Raw genomic sequence first — 14,206 nt, 5'->3', positions numbered from 1 at the left:
GTGGCGGGCTCGCCGCTGCCCGGATGGGGCCCTCGAGAACCTGGGGTCTACCGGTTTCCGGGTTCGCCGGGTGTCACATCATGTCTTCGATCTCGGCCGCGATCGGGTCGGCGTCGGTGCCGATGACGACCTGGATGGCGGTGCCCATCTTGACGACGCCGTGGGCGCCGGCGGACTTCAGCGCGGCGTCGTCGACCTTGGCGGGGTCGGTGACTTCGGTGCGGAGGCGGGTGATGCAGCCCTCGATCTCTTCGATGTTCTCGATGCCGCCGAGCCCGGCAACGATCTTCTCAGCCTTGGTGGCCATGTTCGCTCTCCCTGATCCGAACCGCTTTGTCGCAGTAACCCACAGTTGACACATCTTTGCGAGCGGTCATGCCGCCCGTGCCGAAGGACGGCGTCACGACAGCGGAACCGCCCTCGGCTGGTCTACACCACCGGGAGGGCCGTCGCCAAACCCCGCTGCGGACGCCTCCCCTTGCTCCCAGGTGCTCCCCTTGAAGGGGCCGATGCGTACGCGGAGTCCTGCCGGTGTCGAACCTTCGGTCGGCCCCTGCGCGAACACTGGAACCGCTTCCTCCAGGGCCCGCAGAAGGCGGGCCGCAGCCTGTACTTGCCGAGCAGGGTGTCGGCGGCGGGCCCCTTAAAGTGGAGCCGGTCGTTCGGGCCCTCGGACCATGGTTCCGGGGCCTTTCGGTGCCCCCTCGGGGACGGTGCCGCGGGCCGCGGGGCGGGCACTGCGCGTAGTGCTCCGGTTGCGGAATTCGCGGGTTCCTTATACGGCCTTCATCGTGCTACAACAGGTCTACACCACTGAGTGGTGTAGACCACCGGACGCCGCCGTCCCCTTCCTTATGTCCCCGGGCGGCGCCATGCCCACTGGAGGAAGTTGTGTCCACGGCCAGCGCCGCTCCTGCGGCCGAGAAGAAGAAGGGCTCCGGCGCGATGGCTGTGCTGCAGCGCATCGGCCGCAGCCTGATGCTGCCGGTGGCCGTCCTGCCCGCCGCCGCGCTGCTGGTGCGCCTCGGCAACACCGACATGCTCGGGCGCCCGGAGTACCCGGCCTTCCTGACGAAGATCGCATCCTTCATGGCCGCCGGCGGCAACGCGATCCTCGACAACATGGCGCTGCTGTTCGCCGTGGGCATCGCGATCGGCTTCGCGAAGAAGTCGGACGGCTCGACGGCGCTCGCGGCCGTCGTCGGCTATTTGGTCTTCAAGAACGTCCTCGGCACCTTCACCGACGGCAGCCTGCCCAAGAAGGAAGCCATCGTCGACGGCAAGATCGTGATGGTCGAGCAGGCGGTGGACGCCAAGGTGCTCGGCGGTGTGGTCATGGGCCTCGTCGTCGCCCTGCTCTACCAGCGCTTCTACCGCACCAAGCTGCCCGACTGGGCGGGCTTCTTCGGCGGCCGCCGCCTGGTCCCGATCCTGTCGGCGTTCGCCGGTCTGCTCATCGGCATCGTCTTCGGCTACATCTGGCCGGTCCTCGGCGCGGGTCTGCACAACTTCGGTGAATGGCTGGTCGGCTCCGGCGCCGTCGGCGCGGGCATCTTCGGTGTCGCCAACCGTGCCCTGATCCCGGTCGGCATGCACCACCTGCTGAACTCCTTCCCCTGGTTCCAGGCGGGCGAATACGAGGGCAAGAGCGGTGACATCGCCCGCTTCCTCGCCGGTGACCCGACCGCCGGCCAGTTCATGACCGGCTTCTTCCCGATCATGATGTTCGCGCTGCCCGCCGCCTGTCTGGCCATCGTGCACTGTGCCCGCCCCGAGCGCCGCAAGGTCGTCGGCGGCATGATGTTCTCCCTGGCGCTGACCTCGTTCTTCACCGGCGTGACCGAGCCGATCGAGTTCACGTTCATGTTCATCGCGCCGGTCCTGTACGCGATCCACGCGGCCCTCACCGGCGTCTCGATGGCACTGACCTGGGCGCTGGGGATGAAGGACGGCTTCGGCTTCTCGGCCGGCGCAATCGACTTCGGCCTGAACCTGGGCATCGCGACCAACCCGTGGGGCCTGGCCCTGGTCGGCCTGTGCTTCGCGGTGGTCTACTACGTGGTCTTCCGCTTCGCGATCACCAAGTTCAACCTGCCGACGCCGGGCCGCGAGTCCGACGAGGAACTGGCGGAGCTGCAGAAGGCCGAGGCCAAGTAGCCGCCACGGCTGCACGACCGAGGCCCCGGAGCCGTCAGGGAAGACGGCTCCGGGGCCTCGGTCGTGTGCGGGCTCAGACTGCGCGGGCTCAGATCACGTACGTCGCGCCGGGCGCCGCCAGTTCCACCGGGCCGTCGTAGACGGCGCGGGCGTCGGCGAGGTTGACCTGGGGGTCGGTCCACGGGGCGATGTGGGTGAGGACCAGTCGGCGGGCGCGGGCGCGGGCCGCCGACTCACCCGCCTCTCGGCCGTTGAGGTGCAGGTCGGGGATGTTCTCCTTGCCGTGGGTGAAGGCGGCCTCGCACAGGAACAGGTCGGTGTCGTGGGCGAGTTCGTCGAGTGCCCGGCACACTCCGGTGTCGCCGGAGTACGTCAGCGACTTCCCTCCGTGCTCGAGACGGACGGCGTACGCCTCCACCGGGTGCGCGACGCGTTCGGTGTGCACGACGAACGGGCCGAGCTCGAAGGTGGAGGGCTTGACCGTGTGGAAGTCGAAGACCTCGCTCATGGAGGAGGCCGAGGGGGTGTCGCCGTAGGCGGTGGTCAGCCGGTGCTCCGTGCCCTCGGGTCCGAAGACCGGGATCGGGTCGCAGGGGCCTCCGTGCCGGTAGTAGCGCGCCACGAAGTACGCGCACATGTCGATGCAGTGGTCGGCGTGCAGATGGCTGAGGAAGATCGCGTCCAGGTCGTAGAGACCGCAGTGGCGCTGCAGCTCGCCCAGGGCACCGTTGCCCATGTCGAGAAGCAGCCGGAAGCCGTCGGCCTCGACGAGGTAGCTCGAGCAGGCCGATTCCGTGGACGGGAACGACCCCGAGCAGCCGACGACGGTGAGCTTCATGAAGCAGAAACCTCCGCTGGCGGGGTGAGGAAAACGGGGGTCGTGCGGTGCGTCGAGCGTAAGACGCAAAACCTTCGGTCGCTCCTCCGCCAGGGACGGTTGTGGGGGAACTCACCTGTGCTGTCACCGGTTCGGATGGCCGCGGGTCGCGCGAGGGGTGTGAAAGGGCGCACGCTCGCGGCTCACGCCGGTGCCGTCGGGTGCCCGGTACCGTCGGGGTCATGGACACGTCGTGGTGGCTCGCACTCGTCGCGGTGGTACTGCTCGCGCTGGTCGCCACGCTCGTCGACGGCTGGGGGCGGGGGCACCGGCCCCGCTCCGAACGCCGGTCCGGCGCACGCCGGACGCGGGCCGTGACGGCGGCGGCCCCCGCTGCCTCGGTCACGACCGCGGCGACGGCGGACGCGGGTGCGGGCGGTGGGCCGCGGCCCGCGGAGATCTGGTGGGCCGACGTGCCCTACGAGGACGGGCCGGCGGGGGCCGGGGCGTCGAAGGACCGGCCGTGTCTGGTGCTGGCGGTGCGCGGGGAGCGGGCGACCGTCGCGAAGATCACGACGCGCTTCCGGGAGGGGCGCGGCGGGGTGATCCCGCTGCCCGTGGGGGCCGTGGGGGATGCCCGGGGGCGGGCGAGCTTCCTGGAGACGGACGAGGTGCGCGAGGTGCCGGTGCGGGGGTTCCGGCGCCGGGTGGGGGTCGTCGACCGGGCACTGTGGGAGCGGGTACGGCATCTGGCCCGGTGAGCTCGTGGCGGCGGGACGCCGGGAGCGCCGGAGCCCCCGAAGACCCCGGAACCCCCGGAACCCCCGGAACCCCCGGAAACGCAGAAGGGGCCGGAGTGGATCTCCGGCCCCTTCGTGCTGCCCTCGTGGGGGTCACGCCCAGAGCTGGCCCTGGAGCGTGTCGATGGCTTCCTCCGTCGTGGCGGCGGTGTAGACGCCGGTCGACAGGTACTTCCAGCCGCCGTCGGCGACGACGAAGGCGACGTCGGCGGACTCCCCCGCCTTGAGCGCCTTGTTCGCGACGCCGATCGCGGCGTGCAGGGCGGCGCCGGTGGAGACACCGGCGAAGATGCCTTCCTGCTGGAGGAGTTCACGGGTGCGGGTGACCGCGTCGGCGGAGCCGACCGAGAAGCGGGTGGTGAGGACGGAGGCGTCGTACAGCTCGGGGACGAAGCCCTCGTCGAGGTTGCGCAGCCCGTAGACCAGGTCGTCGTAGCGTGGTTCGGCGGCGACGATCTTCACGTCCGGCTTGTGCTCGCGCAGGTAGCGGCCGACGCCCATGAGGGTGCCGGTGGTGCCGAGGCCGGCCACGAAGTGGGTGATCGAGGGGAGGTCGGCGAGGATCTCCGGGCCGGTCGTCGCGTAGTGGGCGCCGGCGTTGTCGGGGTTGCCGTACTGGTAGAGCATCACCCAGTCCGGGTGTTCGGCGGAGATCTCCTTGGCCACCCGTACGGCGGTGTTGGAGCCGCCCGCGGCCGGGGAGGAGATGATCTCCGCGCCCCACATGGCGAGGAGTTCCCGGCGCTCCTGGGAGGTGTTCTCGGGCATCACGCACACCATGCGGTAGCCCTTGAGCTTGGCGGCCATCGCCAGGGAGATGCCGGTGTTGCCGGACGTCGGCTCCAGGATGGTGCAGCCCGGGGTGAGCCGGCCGTCCTTCTCCGCCTGCTCGATCATGAACAGGGCCGGGCGGTCCTTGATCGAGCCGGTCGGGTTGCGGTCCTCGAGCTTCGCCCAGATACGGACGTCGGCGGACGGCGACAGCCGCGGCAGGCCCACCAGAGGGGTGTTGCCCACCGCGGCCAGCGGCGAGTCGTAGCGCATCCGGGATCAGGCCGTACCGCCGGCCACGGCCGGCAGGATCGTGACGCTGTCGCCGTCGGACAGCTTGGTGTTGATGCCGTCCAGGAAGCGGACGTCCTCGTCGTTGAGGTACACGTTGACGAAGCGGCGCAGCTGGTCGCCGTTGCTGTCGTCGACGAGGCGGGCCCTGATGCCCGTGTGCCGGGTCTCGAGGTCGGCGAAGAGGTCGGTGAGGGTCTCTCCGGTGCCCTCCACCGCCTTCTGACCGTCGGTGTACTGGCGGAGGATGGTCGGGATACGGACCTCGATGGCCATGGCAGAGGGCTCCTGTCGGTATGTCGTCTGGTCGATGGGCGCGCGGCGGCGCGGGAGGTGCGCGGGCGTGCCTGCGCGGTGGGGCCGCCGGGGCTCACGGGCCGTACGGCGGGAAGCTCGGTGTCAACAGATGGCGCTGGCGAGTCTGCACAGGTCGACGTGCAGCCGCGCCACGAGCAGCTTGCCCGGCGTCTTGTCGCTCACGTCGTGGAGAACCATGAGCTCATCGTATCGATTCCCGATGACGGGAACCGAATGCCGTCTCACACTGCGGATGACTGACGACCGGTATGCGGGAACGTGCAGATCGGTGCGTCAGTACGCCTCGACGACCTTGACCTCTTCCTCGGTGACCTCGCCGTCCACGATGCGGAACGAGCGGAACTGGAACTCGCCGAGGCCGTCGAGGTCGGCGGTGGAGACCAGGACGTAGTGGGCGCCGGGCTCACTGGCCAGGTTGATGTCGGTGCGGGAGGGGTGGGCCTCGGTCGCGGTGTGCGAGTGGTAGACGATCACCGGTTCCTCGTCGTTGTCGTCCATCTCGCGGTACAGCTTGAGCAGGTCCTTCGAGTCGAACTCGTAGAACGTGGGCGAGCGGGCCGCGTTCAGCATGGGGATGAAGCGCTCGGGACGGCCGGAGCCCACGGGGCCCGCCACCACACCGCACGCCTCGTCGGGGTGGTCCTTGTGCGCGTGGGCGACGATCTGGTCGTACAGGGCCTGGGTGATGGTCAGCATGGGGCTCAGGATAAGCAGAGGGCCGTCCCGTACCGAGGGGTGGTACGGGACGGCCCGGATGCCGGACGCGAAGAGCGCGGGCGCCGGATGTCCGTGCTAGCCGTCGACCTTCTCGAACTCCGGCTCGCGGCGCTCGGTGATGCCCGGGTTGCGGTTCTTGAGGACCGCCCAGCCGATCGCCAGGGCGGCCGCCCAGCCGGCCATCACGTAGAGGCAGATCCTGGCGTCCGCGTCGATCGCGATGAGGGCGGTGACGAAGAGCAGGAACACGATGGCGATGTAGGAGCACACCGAGCCGCCCGGTGCCGGGAAGGAGGAGGCGGGCAGCCGGCCCGCGACCACCTGGCGGCGGTAGAGGACGTGACTGACCAGGATCATCAGCCAGGTCCAGATGCCCGCGGCGGTGGCGATCGACGTGACGTAGCCGAAGGCCTTCTCCGGGACGACGTAGTTCAGGACGACGCCGATGCCCATGAAGACCACGGAGGTGGCGATGCCGAGCGCCGGGGTCTTGGTGGAGGAGAGCCGGCGGAAGACGCCCGGCGCCTCACCGTTGTCCGCGAGGGTGCGCAGCATGCGGCCCGTGGAGTACATGCCGGAGTTGCAGGAGGAGAGGGCGGCGGTCAGCACGACGAAGTTGACGATGCCGGCGCCGGCCGGGATGCCGATGACCGCGAACGCCTTCACGAAGGGGCTGGCGTCGGCGGAGAACTCGGTCCACTTCACCACGCACAGGATGACGGTGAGGGCACCGACGTAGAACAGGGCGATCCGCCAGGGCAGGGTGTTGATCGCCTTGGGGAGCGTCTTCTCCGGGTTCTTGGACTCGCCGGCGGTGACGCCGACGAGTTCGACGGCGAGGTAGGCGAACATGACGCCCTGGAGGGTCATCAGGGACGAGCCGACGCCCTTGGGGAAGAAGCCGTCGAAGGCCCAGAGGTTGGAGACGGCGGCGGTGTCCCCGGCGGCGCTGAAGCCGAAGGTGAGCACGCCGAGCCCGATCACGATCATGCCGATGATGGCGGTGACCTTGACCATCGAGAACCAGAACTCGATCTCGCCGAACAGCTTCACCGAGATGAGGTTGGCCCCGAAGAGGAGGAGCAGGAAGACCAGGGCGGTGACCCACTGCGGGATCTGGGGGAACCAGTAGTTGATGTAGATCGCGGCGGCCGTGAGTTCGGCCATGCCGGTGACGATCCACATCAGCCAGTACGTCCAGCCGGTGAAGTAGCCGAAGAAGGGGCCGAGGAATTCCCGCGAGTACTCGGCGAAGGAGCCCGAGACCGGGCGGTAGAGCAGGAGCTCGCCGAGCGCCCGCATGATGAAGAAGATGATCACGCCGGCGAGGGCGTACATGACGATCAGGCTGGGTCCGGCCTTGGCGATGTTCGCCCCGGCGCCCAGGAAGAGACCGACGCCGATCGCGCCGCCGATCGCGATCATCTGGACTTGACGGCTGTTGAGTCCGCGTTCATACCCTTCGCCGGGTACGGACTCCGTGTCGACCTGCGGTGAGGCCATGTGTCATGCGCCTTTCTCCATGCCGGTCCGGGCCGCTGGTGGGCCCCGGATCGGGTCTCGGTCCCCCCCGGACTGATGGAGCTGAGCGGGTCCGCTCGCACCTGGCCGGCGGTTGCCGGCCCGGTGGCGCACCCGGCGGACGTACACAGGTGGTGTTCGCCGGGCGGTCGTGCAGATTTAACACGGCGGCACTATTGACCGGTCGGCCCATCTGTGACGCACACCACAGGGAGAAGCGGGCAAACGGCACCTGAAAAGCGCATAGGCGGCGGATGTTTTGGCGTGATCATTACCCGGATTTGAGTGTCCTCTGAGCGAACACGTCAACGGACTTTTCCGGACATCCCGATCGGTTGTCCGGCATGGGCTGCGCCGCTCCGCCGAAGGCGCGGGGCCGCACCGCGACGGGGTGTGGTGCGGCCCCGCGGCGGGCGCGGCGCGCTCCGCCGCATGCGTGGCGCGCCCTGCGGCGTGAGGGTCGAGCCCTACGGCATGAGGGTCGTGACGAGGGTTTCCTGGAGGCCGCCGAGCCACAGGTACGCCATCACCATGGGCTTGCGCGGGTCCTCGTCCGGGAGGCGGAAGAGGAGGTCGGTGTCGTCCTCGTCGTCGATCTCCAGCCGGGAGCCGATCGCCAGGCGCAGGTCGTTCAGGGCGCCGAGCCACTGCCGGGACCCCTCGGCCGAGAGCTTCAGCACCGCCCCGCCCTCACCGGCCGCGGCGAGCTCGTCCAGGGAGCGGATCACCGCGAGGGCGTTGTCGCGCTTGCCGGCCCGCAGGTCGTTCTCGGTGAAGCGGCGGAACTCCGCGGAGTGCGCCCGCTGCTCCTCGGTGTCCTTGGGGGAGGCGGGTTCCTCGGGGTCGCCGTAGGCGTCCGGGAAGAGCCGGCGCAGCACCGGGTCGGTGGGCGGCTCGCTCGGGCCCTCGGCGAAGAGTTCGGCGAGCGGGTCGCCGGGGGCCTCCTCGTCCGGGCCGGGGCCGAGGAGCTCCATGAGCTGCACGGCCAGGGAGCGGATGATGGAGATCTCGACGTCGTCGAGGGCGACGGCCGCGCCGCCGCCGGGGAGCGGTTCGAAGTGTCCTGACATGGAGGCGATTCGCTACTTCCGGTCACGCGGGCGGGGGCGGGTCATGTCCGGCGGGGTCACTTCCGGTCCTGCTGGAGGGTGGCCCACAGGCCGTAGCCGTGCATGGCCTGGACGTCGCGTTCCATTTCCTCGCGCGTGCCGCTGGAGACGACCGCCCGACCCTTGTGGTGGACGTCGAGCATGAGCTTGGTGGCCTTGTCCTTGGAGTAGCCGAAGTACGTCTGGAAGACGTACGTCACATAGCTCATGAGGTTGACCGGGTCGTTGTGGACGATGGTGATCCAGGGGACGTCGGGCTCGGGTACGGCGAAGGCGTCTTCCGCCGACTCGGTGCGTTCGATCTCCAGGGGTGCGGGTGACGTCACAGTGCCCATGCTGCCACCGGAAGGCGCCGGGAGCACAAACCGGCCCGCGCGGGCCGCCATACGTCCGGGTTTCACCCGGAATTCCCTCCGGAGGCGCATCCGGGGTCGGCCTCGGGCCGGTCCGCGGCGCGGATAGAAATCGTCAGAGTGACGAAATGGGGATAGCATTCGTCGCATGAACACAGCGGACCTTGGGCTGCCGGTGACTGTTCCGTCCACGGCGCTCTTCACCGACCACTACGAGCTGACGATGCTGCAGGCCGCCCTGAACGGGGGCACCGCCGACCGGCGCAGCGTGTTCGAGGTCTTCACCCGGCGCCTGCCGGACGGCCGCCGCTACGGTGTGGTGGCCGGCACCGGGCGGGTCCTGGACGCGGTGGAGAACTTCCGTTTCGACGGAGCCGTCCTCGACTTCCTGCGCGAGAAGAACGTCGTCGACGGGCGGACCCTCGACTGGCTGGCCGACTACCGCTTCTCCGGTGACATCTGGGGCTACCCGGAGGGCGAGGTGTACTTCCCCGGCTCGCCGATCATGCGGGTGGAAGGCAGCTTCGGGGAGTGCGTGCTGCTGGAGACCGTGATCCTGTCGATCCTCAACCACGACTCGGCGATCGCCGCGGCAGCCTCCCGGATGTCGTCCGCCGCCGGGGACCGGCCGCTGATCGAGATGGGCGCCCGGCGCACCCACGAGCTGGCCGCGGTGGCCGCCGCCCGGGCCGCGTACCTCGGCGGCTTCACCTCCACCTCGGACCTGGCGGCCGGCTTCCGCTACAGCATCCCGACCGTGGGCACCTCCGCGCACGCCTTCACCCTGGTGCACGACAGCGAGCGGGACGCCTTCCGGGCACAGGTCGCCTCCCTCGGCGGCGGCACGACGCTGCTGGTGGACACCTACGACGTGGCCGAGGCGGTCCGCACGGCCGTCGAGGTCGCCGGGCCGGAGCTGGGCGCCGTACGGATCGACTCCGGTGACCTGCTGCTGGTGGCGCACCGGGTGCGGCAGCAGCTGGACGCGCTGGGCGCCACCGGTACGAGGATCCTCGTGACCTCCGACCTGGACGAGTACGCCATCGCCTCCCTGGCCGCCGCGCCGGTGGACGCGTACGGCGTCGGCACCCAGCTGGTGACCGGCTCCGGGCACCCGACGGCCTCCATGGTCTACAAGCTGGTCGCCCGCGCCGAGTCCGCCCACCCGAAGGCACCGCTGGTGCCGGTGGCGAAGAGGTCCACCGGCGGCAAGACCTCCGTCGGCGGCCGCAAGTGGGCCGCGCGGCGGCTGGACGAGTACGGCGTCGCCGAGGCCGAGGTGGTCGGCACCGGGCGGGTGCCCGACGCGCTGGCCGACCGGCAGCTGCTGGTGGAACTGGTCAAGGGCGGTGAGGTGACCGCGACCGCGCGCGAGCCGCTGGACGTGCTCCGTGAGCGGCACCGGGCGGCCCGCGCCAACCTGCCGCTCTCCGCGACCCAGCTCTCCCGGGGAGAACCCGTCATTCCGACGGAGTACGCGCACGAGGGCTCGGGTAGCTAGAACTGCGTGTCCCGCCGTGCGCGCCGCACTCGCCGCGCGCACGGCTCCCCGGCCGGGACCCCGGTCCGTCGTGCCGCACCCCTGTCCGCACCGTTTCACAGCCGACCCCCACAGCCGATTCAGCACTCGATCCGCACCGATCCGCATTCCATGGGCCCGGAGCCTCACCGGCCGGGTCCGCTCTCCCCACCCGACCCCACAGCCGAAGGAATCCGACCATGCGCCGCGCCTTGATCGTCGTTGACGTGCAGAACGACTTCTGCGAGGGGGGCAGCCTCGCCGTCACCGGTGGCGCCGACGTGGCCGCCGCCATCACCGAGCTGATCGCGCAGGCCCCGGCCCCGGCCGGCTACCGGCACGTGGTGGCCACCCGCGACCACCACATAGCCCCCGGCGGCCACTTCGCCGACAACCCCGACTACGTCAGCTCCTGGCCCGCGCACTGCGTCGCCGGGACGGAGGGCGTCGGCTTCCACCCGAACTTCGCCCCCGCGGTCAGCTCCGGCGCGGTCGACGCCGTCTTCGACAAGGGGGCGTACTCGGCGGCGTACAGCGGTTTCGAGGGAACCGACGAGAACGGCGTGGCGCTGGCCGACTGGCTGCGGGAGCGGCAGATCGACGAGGTGGACGTGGTGGGCATCGCCACCGACCACTGCGTGCGCGCGACCGCGCTGGACGCCGCCCGCGAGGGCTTCCGCGCCCGGGTCCTGCTCGACCTCACCGCCGGGGTGGCCGCGCAGACCACCGAGCGTGCGCTCGAGGAGCTGCGCGGAGCGGGTGTGGAGCTCTCGGGGAAGCCGGTCGTGCAGTAACCGGGACCGCAGGGTCAGGCGGAGGCCGTGGGGCTCCTGAGCAGTGCCCTGATCGGATGCCACAGCTCCACGGCCGGTGCGGTGCCGGTCAGGACGCCGCTGCCGGGTGCCGTGCGCCATATGAGCCCGTCGGGATGGTGCAGTACCGCGGTGATCTCGTCGGGGCTCGGCGGGGCCGCGTTGCCCCGCAGGTAGACGGCGCGCAGGCCCAGGTTGCGCAGCCTGGTCAGGGCGCGCGCCCGGTTGCCCGCGTGCACGAGGAAGCGCACCGAGCCGGCGGGACCGGCGGCGGGGCTGGGCAGGTTCAGCGCCACCACCACGGTGCCGTTCGGCAGCTTGCAGAAACCTCCTGCGGCCATGGATGTCATACCCCCGTCGGACCAGGTGTCAATAAGAAAGCCACAGGACGCACCTAAACACGGATCGGCGGCAACCCGCCAGGGGGTTACCGCCGATCACGCTCTGACCTGCGAAAACGCTATTTACTTCGTCGCGCGGTCCACCTCGAGGTGGACCGTCGAGCCGTTTCCGGGCTCCTTGACGATCTTGATCTTGGTGTTGGTGTCAGTGATCTGGACACCACCGGTCGGGTTCGTCTCGTCGTAGTAGGTGTTCGTCCGGTCGTTGAAGACCGGCACCCCCTTCGAGGAACGGATCTTGGTCGCGACGCCGTTCTTGTGCAGCGTGATGCCGTCCGTGCGGAACGTGCTGAACGGCGCGTCGTACGTCTGGATGCGGTTGCGCATCAGCGTGCCGTCGGACCACTTCAGCGCGGTCGGGTGCGAGTCGACCGGCAGGATCAGGCCCTTGCCCGGGTGGCGGCTGGTGTTGTTGTCGGCCTGGGAGGTGTCCCACTTCCAGATCAACAGGCCGTTCTGGTACGGGAAGTGCTCCACCCAGTCCGGACGGCTGTTCGCGAAGCCGAAGTTGTACGGGCCGACCTTCAACGTCTTGTCGTACGACACGTACTGGCGGTTCTCGGCGATGTAGTACTGCGCGTAGTCCTTGGTGAAGGACGCTCCGATGCGGGAGAAGCCCTTCGCCGTCCAGGCGGCGTCCGCGGTCTCCGCGTTGTCCGTGAACAGGGCGGCGCCGTCCGCCGTCACCGAGATCCGGTCGGCCGCGAAGCCCTTCATCGCCAGTCCGCCGTCGGTCTGGTAGCGGAAGCGCAGGTCGATCTGCTGACCGGCGTAGGCGTCCAGCGGGTACGCCAGCGGCTTGTAGCCGTCGACCGTGCCGTGCAGGGCCGGCTTGTCGCTGCCGTCGCGCGGGATCGGCCGGCCGTCCACCGTGCCGTCCAGGGCGGTCCAGTTGGCGCCGTCGTCGGTCGAGACCTCGGCGTAGAGGAAGTCGTAGTCGGACTCGATCTCGTACCAGCCGTCGAGGGTCAGCTCGGCCGACGCCTTGCCGGTGAGGTCCACCGAACGGGTCAGCGTGTTCCTCAGGTCGTCACCGCTGCCGCTCCACCACTGGGTCTCGCCCTCGGCCGGGACGACGACCTCGGTGGTGACCGCCTTCTCGGGCAGCTCGACCACGAGGGCCTGCTTGTCACGGGTGTTGTACTCGGCGGGGCCCAGCTTGTGCTTCGACTTCGTCGCGGCCTTGGCCGTGTCGTAGTCCAGCCAGCCCAGCTGGAGCTTGTCCCAGGCGGTCATGTCGCCGGGCAGGTCACCGATCTCGTTCTTGCCGGTGCCGAGCCAGGAGCCGGAGGACATCAGGGTCCAGAAGCCGGTGGAGTTCTCACCGCCCGCGGTGTCGTAGTGGTCCGGCAGACCGAGGTCGTGGCCGTACTCGTGGGCGAAGACGCCGAGTCCGCCGTTCTCCGGCTGGATGGTGTAGTCGCCGACCCAGACGCCGGTGTCGCCGATCTGGGTGCCGCCGAGCTTGTTCTGCTCGGGCCCGGTGGCGCCGGCGTCGGTGCCGAAGGCGTACCAGCGGTGGGCCCAGATCGCGTCCTCGCCCTGGGCGCCGCCGCCGGCGGACTCGTCCTCACCGGCGTGCACGATCTGGAAGTGGTCGATGTAGCCGTCGGGCTCGTTGAAGTCGCCGTCGCCGTCGAAGTCGTAGCGGTCCCACTGGTCGTACTCGGCGAGATCGGCCCTGATCTCGGCGCCGGTCCGGCCGGCCGCCTTCTGGTCGTCGACCCAGGCGTTGACGCCGTCCTGCACCACGTACCAGGCGCAGTTGTCGGGAACACACTTGTTGGAGCCGTAACGGGCCTCGTTGTAGGGAACCTTGACCCAGTCGGAGACCGCGCCCTCGACCGAGTAACGGCCCGAGGACTGCTTCTCGAAGTACGTCTTGACCGACTCGACACCCTTGCCGGTGCCGAAGTACATGTCCTCGAAGTGCTTCTGGTCGTAGTCCGCCTGCCACGCGGTGGAGTTGTCCACCCTGCGGTCCGGCTCGGCGATCTCGTTGTGCAGCGGGCCGCGGGTACCGCCGTAGCGGCTGTCGATCTTGTCGCCGAACTCGACCAGGATCGTGAAGATCTTGTCGGTCTTCTCGCGGCCGAGCTCGACGTACTTGCCGGTGCCCTTCTTGCCCTTGCCCTTGAGCTCGACGACCTTCGAACCGTTCCGGTCCTTGACCGCCGCCTGGCCGGATATGACCTGGTTCAGGGCCTCTTCGCGCTGCGCCGCCTGCGTCTTGGAGAGCGGCCCCGCGAGGTCGTGCTCCACGTGGTTGTACTCCGCCGGGTCCTGTCGGTCCACGGTGGCGGGCCGGTCGGCCCGGTCGGTCGTGTCGGCCTGGGCCACGGTGAACGCAGAGCAGGTGGCGGTGACCGCCGCGAGCGCCACGCCCGTCGCGGCCGCTCTGAACGTCCAGGGTCTACTGGTCACTTGAGATCCCCTCCCGCGTTCGTGCGCGCGAAAGCAGGGTCCGGGTGATGGATGGTCGCGCACACGTGATCAACGCGTGTAGTCAAGTGACCACATTTGACTAAAGGTTCAGCAGAAAAAACAGACCTTGACTTGAACAGGTCAACTGCATTATGCGGGGACACGGTTCCCTTCGCGGACCTCGGGCGCGGCTTTG

General features: G+C 69.5%; 15 protein-coding genes. 4 read left to right on the top strand and 11 right to left on the bottom strand.

Annotated elements, in window-relative coordinates:
- Nucleotides 1–73: 73 nt before the first annotated feature.
- Nucleotides 74–307, bottom strand: a complete 234-nt coding sequence (locus DIZ27_RS12035; RefSeq protein ID WP_109378359.1) for a glucose PTS transporter subunit EIIB — start codon at nucleotides 305–307, stop codon at nucleotides 74–76.
- A 584-nt stretch (nucleotides 308–891) separates the two neighbouring features.
- Here DIZ27_RS12035 and DIZ27_RS12030 point away from each other — a divergent pair.
- Nucleotides 892–2,157: a PTS transporter subunit EIIC gene (locus DIZ27_RS12030; protein WP_109378358.1), complete on the top strand. Its 1,266-nt coding sequence runs from the start codon at nucleotides 892–894 to the stop codon at nucleotides 2,155–2,157.
- 88 nt (nucleotides 2,158–2,245) lie between these two features.
- Here DIZ27_RS12030 and DIZ27_RS12025 read toward each other — a convergent pair whose 3' ends face one another.
- Nucleotides 2,246–2,995, bottom strand: coding sequence for an MBL fold metallo-hydrolase (locus DIZ27_RS12025; RefSeq protein ID WP_109378357.1), 750 nt, complete (start codon nucleotides 2,993–2,995; stop codon nucleotides 2,246–2,248).
- 221 nt (nucleotides 2,996–3,216) lie between these two features.
- Here DIZ27_RS12025 and DIZ27_RS12020 point away from each other — a divergent pair, with 221 nt between their 5' ends.
- Nucleotides 3,217–3,735, top strand: a complete 519-nt coding sequence (locus DIZ27_RS12020; protein ID WP_109378458.1) for a type II toxin-antitoxin system PemK/MazF family toxin — start codon at nucleotides 3,217–3,219, stop codon at nucleotides 3,733–3,735.
- 132 nt (nucleotides 3,736–3,867) lie between these two features.
- Here the strand turns inward: DIZ27_RS12020 and DIZ27_RS12015 are convergent, their stop codons facing one another.
- The 7 genes from DIZ27_RS12015 to clpS all read right to left on the bottom strand — a co-directional run bounded on the left by DIZ27_RS12015 (nucleotide 3,868) and on the right by clpS (nucleotide 8,836).
- The gene (locus DIZ27_RS12015; protein ID WP_109378356.1) at nucleotides 3,868–4,818 is read right to left on the bottom strand and encodes a PLP-dependent cysteine synthase family protein; all 951 of its coding nucleotides are present in this window, start codon (nucleotides 4,816–4,818) and stop codon (nucleotides 3,868–3,870) included.
- Between the two features lie 6 nt (nucleotides 4,819–4,824).
- Nucleotides 4,825–5,112 carry a MoaD/ThiS family protein gene (locus tag DIZ27_RS12010; RefSeq protein ID WP_109378355.1) on the bottom strand — a complete coding sequence of 96 codons (288 nt, stop codon included), beginning with the start codon at nucleotides 5,110–5,112 and terminating at the stop codon, nucleotides 4,825–4,827.
- A 123-nt stretch (nucleotides 5,113–5,235) separates the two neighbouring features.
- On the bottom strand, nucleotides 5,236–5,331 hold the full coding sequence (locus DIZ27_RS48715) for a putative leader peptide (protein WP_323056066.1): 96 nt from the start codon (nucleotides 5,329–5,331) through the stop codon (nucleotides 5,236–5,238).
- A 96-nt stretch (nucleotides 5,332–5,427) separates the two neighbouring features.
- Complete coding sequence (locus DIZ27_RS12005; protein ID WP_109378354.1) at nucleotides 5,428–5,850, bottom strand: Mov34/MPN/PAD-1 family protein; 423 nt, start codon at nucleotides 5,848–5,850, stop codon at nucleotides 5,428–5,430.
- 96 nt (nucleotides 5,851–5,946) lie between these two features.
- Entirely contained in the window at nucleotides 5,947–7,374 is a 1,428-nt protein-coding gene (locus DIZ27_RS12000) for an amino acid permease (RefSeq protein ID WP_109378353.1), read from the bottom strand.
- Between the two features lie 485 nt (nucleotides 7,375–7,859).
- Nucleotides 7,860–8,462, bottom strand: a complete 603-nt coding sequence (locus DIZ27_RS11995) for a DUF2017 domain-containing protein (protein WP_109378352.1) — start codon at nucleotides 8,460–8,462, stop codon at nucleotides 7,860–7,862.
- Between the two features lie 56 nt (nucleotides 8,463–8,518).
- On the bottom strand, nucleotides 8,519–8,836 hold the full coding sequence (gene clpS, locus DIZ27_RS11990) for an ATP-dependent Clp protease adapter ClpS (RefSeq protein WP_109378457.1): 318 nt from the start codon (nucleotides 8,834–8,836) through the stop codon (nucleotides 8,519–8,521).
- 166 nt (nucleotides 8,837–9,002) lie between these two features.
- On the opposite strand from clpS, the gene DIZ27_RS11985 reads away from it, so the two are divergent.
- Both DIZ27_RS11985 and DIZ27_RS11980 read left to right on the top strand, forming a co-directional pair.
- Complete coding sequence (locus DIZ27_RS11985) at nucleotides 9,003–10,355, top strand: nicotinate phosphoribosyltransferase (RefSeq protein ID WP_109378351.1); 1,353 nt, start codon at nucleotides 9,003–9,005, stop codon at nucleotides 10,353–10,355.
- 218 nt (nucleotides 10,356–10,573) lie between these two features.
- Nucleotides 10,574–11,167: a nicotinamidase gene (locus DIZ27_RS11980; RefSeq protein ID WP_109378350.1), complete on the top strand. Its 594-nt coding sequence runs from the start codon at nucleotides 10,574–10,576 to the stop codon at nucleotides 11,165–11,167.
- 14 nt (nucleotides 11,168–11,181) lie between these two features.
- On the opposite strand, the gene DIZ27_RS11975 is transcribed toward DIZ27_RS11980, so the two are convergent.
- Both DIZ27_RS11975 and DIZ27_RS11970 read right to left on the bottom strand, forming a co-directional pair.
- Nucleotides 11,182–11,526 (bottom strand): hypothetical protein, encoded by a 345-nt coding sequence (locus tag DIZ27_RS11975; protein ID WP_109378349.1) that lies wholly within the window; start codon nucleotides 11,524–11,526, stop codon nucleotides 11,182–11,184.
- A 123-nt stretch (nucleotides 11,527–11,649) separates the two neighbouring features.
- Entirely contained in the window at nucleotides 11,650–14,010 is a 2,361-nt protein-coding gene (locus DIZ27_RS11970; RefSeq protein WP_109378348.1) for an immune inhibitor A domain-containing protein, read from the bottom strand.
- Between the last annotated feature and the right edge of the window lie 196 nt (nucleotides 14,011–14,206).

This window comes from Streptomyces sp. NWU339 (assembly GCF_003143855.1).
Classification (GTDB): domain Bacteria; phylum Actinomycetota; class Actinomycetes; order Streptomycetales; family Streptomycetaceae; genus Streptomyces.
The sequence above is the reverse complement of the archived record's forward strand: the minus strand, read 5'-3'. Positions and strand labels throughout refer to the sequence as shown.